The sequence below is a fragment of the Lutibacter sp. genome (genome assembly GCF_046055765.1).
GTDB lineage: Bacteria > Bacteroidota > Bacteroidia > Flavobacteriales > Flavobacteriaceae > Lutibacter.
In genome coordinates, this window is sequence record NZ_JASFZF010000065.1 from 1 (window position 1) to 5,666 (window position 5,666).

At 33.2% G+C, this 5,666-nt stretch carries 2 protein-coding genes; both read right to left on the minus strand.

Annotated elements, in window-relative coordinates:
* Window positions 1-4,269, minus strand: a 4,269-nt coding sequence (locus tag QM495_RS06925; RefSeq protein ID WP_408671382.1) for an Ig-like domain-containing protein, incomplete at its 3' end; no start/stop codon positions are given.
* A gap of 556 nt (window positions 4,270-4,825) precedes the next feature.
* Complete coding sequence (locus QM495_RS06930; protein WP_408671383.1) at window positions 4,826-5,410, minus strand: OmpA family protein; 585 nt, start codon at window positions 5,408-5,410, stop codon at window positions 4,826-4,828.
* Window positions 5,411-5,666: the final 256 nt, after the last annotated feature.

Genomic DNA, 5,666 nt, shown 5'->3' on the forward strand with positions numbered 1-5,666 from the left:
AGGTAAATTAGCTACATCCGCTACTGGTGCGGTTACATCATCTATGATTACATTCTGTGTTTGTGTGGATGTGTTTCCATTGCCATCATCATAGGTCCAAGTTACAACGGTTGTTGTTCCTTCACCTGATATTGGAAGTGTTGCATCATTAGTTACGGTAACAGAACCTGCACAATTATCTGTCCCTGTTGGCGCTGTTAAACTCGTTACTGAACATTGTGCTGTAATTTCTGATAAGCTTACTGCATCCGCTACTGGTGCTGTTGTATCTTCCACAGTAATCGTTTGTGTAACTTCTTTAATATTTCCACATGCATCAGTAACGCTATAAATTCTTGTAAGAATATAAGGATCCACTACGGAACCTACTCCACCATTATTCGATTCAGACTGAAAACTTACAATTGGACTTGTAGTACAATTATCAGCTTCATCAGTTACTACTGTAACATCAGAAGCAGGTATATTTCCAATACACTGAATTCCTGAAATTGGTGCCGGATTACTAGCTGTTGGAGGCGTAGTATCTTGAATAGTTATTAATTGTGTTTTCTGTGTAATCAACCCACAATCGTCAGTAACTGTAAAAGTTCTAGTAACAACCATTGGGCAAGTGCCGGTTGCAATATCTTGATAGGTTATTGACGCAACTACACCGTTATCAGTTGCTGAAGAAGCAGTGTCAATATTATTAAAATCTATTATAGAAATTATGGTTTGTGTTTGTTGATATGTTATTCCTGTAATAGCTCCAGTTCCACATCCTTCTAGAGTAATATCGTTTGGTGGTACAACAATAGGTGCAATTTTTGCTTTTACATTTAATGTTGCTTGAGCTTCAGCACCACAAATATTTCCCTCATTAGAAAATACAACCTTATAAATATTACCACTCATAGCTGTAGTTACATTTGAAACTTCTAAAGTAGTTATAGCTCCACTAGCTATAGTTCCATCAGTAATATAATTAAAACTTGTGCCTCCATCTGTACTTTCATACCAAACATACGTAACATCAGTATTTGCAGTTGTAATAGGATTTGTAGGCAATATTGAGGTAGTGGCAGATGCTGCAAAAAAAGCACTATGATCTACACAACCTTCTTGATTCGTTGGATTTAAGTTTACACTTAATGACGTAGCTTCTTGAAAAGCTTTTTCTCCATTTGAAATTTGATAAGGCGAAGGATAGGTTGCGGTTTTAACCGTACCATCATGATTTACTTTGCCAGGGGCTAATATATCTCCTAATCCATATTGTCCACCATCGCCACCATCGGCAGTTTTAGAATTATAAGCTTCATTAGCATCACTACATCCATCATTATCACTATCTAAGTCTAAGCGGTCCCAAATACCATCATTATCGGTATCTCTATCACTTGCTAAAAATAAAGTTTTGTTTGTAGGATCTTTATAGGTTTGATCTAAAAAACAAGGAGAGCCAATTATTGAAAAAAGTCGTTGATAATTTATAAGAGGGCTTGTTCCTATTTTTATGTTAATTTGAGAAACATCTTGATATTTAACTGTACCCATTACAAGTGTTTGCGTAACTACAACGCCATTATATACATTAGATGGCCCTAAAAATCGAGTACCGGTTGGTGTACTAAACACCGATAATTGTGTTGGGTTATCAACTGAATAAAGCGCTGAACCAACTACATCAAACTCGTCAAACTCACCCCTTCCAGCATTATCACCATCTATATCAACACCCGTTAATAAAAAATCTCTTAAAACAATAGGTGTAGACGTCCCTTTTTCAACAAATTGAAAATTAAAATTAACCTCATCAATATTACCTTTTAATATAGGTTGAAATGCATCTACATAACCAGCTCCGCTATCATCATCAAAATTATTAATTACCTGCCCTGTATGGGAAGATGTCAAAGTAACTATGGCGTCAATGCCAGCAATTACATCTGGAAATCGATATACTGCACCATTATTTAATGCTGTTCCTGAAACTAAAGTTGCACTTTTAAAAACTAGTGTAGGAAAATCTCCACAAGATTTAGATTGTTCATCTACATCTAAAATACCATCATTATCGTCATCTAAATCACAGGCATCACCAACCTTATCTCCATCTGAGTCAATATTACTTATTGTTAATTTAACTGGAATTCTACCCAAGCTTAAACAACCTGATATGGTATTTCTAGTTTGAACATAATAAGTATAGGTACCAATAGCTGATTCTGGTGATTGATAATTAAGACTATTACTTTTAATAAGATTTCCTCCTACAAGAGCATCATACCAATCTGCAGTTTCATTGTTTCCAACTGTTACTGTTAAATCAGGGTTTGAATAACCCAAACAAATTTCTTTGTCACCACCACTTGCTGGAGGATATGGTAATGCAATTACCGTAACAAATATATTATATGGTGTGCCTACACATCCAGTTGGAGCCGTTGGGGTAATTACATATTTTACAACACCTTTGTTTATTCCAGAATTCGTCAAGGATTGAGCAATTGTATTCCCCGATCCATTGCTAAAACCTGTAACTGTACCTGCAGTTGGAGTAGTTGAAATTGATGCCGTCCAAGTAAATGTTGTTCCAGTAATTGTACTTGTTAAAGAAATTCCTGTTGTGGAACCCGTACAAATTGAATAAGAACTAGGTGAAGTAACGGCAGGTTTTGGGTTTACTGTAACTACTTGGTCTGCAGATGTTGTTCCACAAAGTCCTGTCGCTGTAGCAGTAATCGTTGCTGATCCACTAAATGCAGCATCCCAATTCATAACTCCTGTTGAAGCATCTATTGTTCCTGCGGTTACTGGTAATACAGAATAAACTATTCCTGTGCTATTAGCAGCAGCGGCTGTATATGTTTCATCAGCTGCATCTTGACATACTGTCGTTGCGCCAACTGTGAATGTTGTTGCTCCTGTTGATGGATTTACTATTACAGAAACTTGCGTTCTATAACTTTCTAATCCATTAACGGTTTGACTAACAAAATAATTATTAGTTATTAAAACAGCTGTAGAATTTAATAAATTTCCATCGGTTAATGCATCGTACCATTTTAAACTAGTTCCTGAGGCGACTAAATCAAGAACTTGTTTATTATCAATAAAACAAAATGTTTGTGAATTTGCAGTAGGTGCTTCAGGTAGCACTTTAATTGAAACTGTTGCTGTGTCGCAAGTACCATCATTTGGTGAAGGAAGACAAACGTTATAAGTAAAACTATCTAATCCTACATAATCCGTAGTTGGCGTATAGTTAAACGTACCATTTGAATTAAACACAAGTGTCCCATTGGTTGGATCTGTTATATTTGAGAATGCAGAACCCACCGGTGCTGAATCATTGGTGGTAACATCTCCATTTAAAATGGTGGAGTTTTTTATAACTTCAGTTTGGTCATTGGTTGCATAGGATTGCAAAATGAAAAATTTACCATCTCCATGATCTACAGTTGAAGCGGTGAGTTGAACTTTTGAAATTAGAGATCCTGTTGGTGCTATATCATTTAAATAAAACAATGCAATACCAATAGTTCCATTATTTTCAACTACTCGATCACTTAACCAATAATCTGTTCCGGAAGGTGGTGCATTTAAAGCTCCTGAAGTCCCAAAACTACTGCTAGTGCCTGTTCCTCCAAAACCCCATTGCGTACTTGTTGGATTAACAAAAGTTTCTCCCAATAATTGTTCTGGTCCACCTCCCACAGGAGTGCCAAAAACGGCAATATGGAAGCAATTATTTGCATTTCTTTCTGTTATGGCAACAATACCACCAGTATTTGAAGGTATTTGAGGACTATAGATTAATGTTTGCCTTTGAGCTAATGTTGAAGCTTCAGCAGTAAAATTATCACAAATAGCTAATCCATTTGAACCAGAAGTAAAATAATGATTAAGATCTTTATCCTGAAAAGCAGCTAACGCTTTAGGGTTCCAATCTGTAATAACTGCACTAGAGGATATAATTGAGCTACCATCTTTTAAAATTTGATTTGCCCCATCTCCATCTGGCCCAAGTTGTGTTAATTCATAACTTGACGGAACCACAAATAAATCATAAACATCACCATTTAAGGTTACGCTTTGAATTGTAGCCGGATCAGATGCAACAGTTTGTGTATCAATCCATTGAAAAGTAACACCACTTTGAATGCTTGGCGCATTTGTTTGGGCTGAAATTGTATTTAGTAAAAACGAAAATAAAACAATAAATAGTACATTAAATCTACTATTAGAGGGGGATTTTATTTTATTAATTGTTGAATTTTTCATCGGGGTTATTATTAAGCTTCCTGAATAGAAGTTGGACTTAAATAATGATCTATTTACTATTTTTATTATAAAATTGAGGATAGCAAAAAGCTTTTATTTTTGGAATAAATAAATTCTTTAATAAAATGTTTGTGTTACGAAGAATGGAATTTTCTTCTTGGGTCATTGGTCTTAAAATAGACCATCTATAATTTTTAAATAATTTTGCATACAGCGAAATTATCAAAAAAATGACTTTAAAATGTAGTAGACTAAATTTATTTAGATTTAGGGTTCGGGGTTCGATAAAGATAATCATATTAACGTGGGGGGTTAAGATTAGGGGTTCTTTTTTTAATATTTATCTATCAAATAATAATCTTTTTAAGGCTATTATTCTTATTTTCAACTACAAACGTATAAAATTAATTTTAATAAAAAAAGAAATATTCAAAAACATTTAAAATTAAAATGTTCAAAATCAGCTATAAACTGTTTAAATAATACTACAAACGGTTAATTTATAATTAAAAAAAAGCAGCTAACTAGCTGCTTTTTTTATTTGAATATTTTTTATCTATTGATTTACAACTCCAGTGTTTACAATAATAAATTCAGTTGTTCTATTTAATTGATGTTCTGCATCAGTACATTTTACTCCATTTGCACATTTATTTACTAATTGAGTTTCTCCAAACCATTTAGCTATAAGTCTGTTTTCATTTATTCCTTTACTTATATTGTACTTAATAGTCGCATTTGCTCTTTTCGCAGATAACTTTTGGTTATAACTACTATTACCTCTGCTATCTGTATGTGAACCTCCTTCAATTTTAACGCTAGGGTATTTGTTCATAATTTTAACTACTTTATCTAACTCAATTGCGGCATTTTTTCTAATATTTGATTTATTATAATCAAAATAAATTGGATTAATATTAACCATCACCTTCCCTCTAACTTTCACAAAATCATTAGATTTTTTTTGTAAATCCAATTCTAAATTAACAGAACTTTCACTAACAAATTCTCTTGAATCGTCTTTGTAATTTTTTTGGGATCCAACAATTTTATATGAGGAATCACAATCAATAGTGAATTTATATAACGAAGTAACATTACACTTATCTTTAGACTTTAAAACTCCAAATTCGGTGTACAAAAATGTAGCTTAAAAATCAATTTTAACCTGTAGCCGTATTTTAGGACTAGACAAATTAATTTAAATTTTTTTTGAGGATGAGTAACTATTTTTCATATAACTAGTTTAATTTATTCTAAACTACTTATAATTTGACTTAAAAAAGCATCAAAATCAAAAGAACTATTTTCTGTAAGCCCCATTCTAACTACCACTAAATCTTTAGAAGGTAGAATAAAAACACGCTGTCCTTGATAGCCATTACAAGAAAATAAAT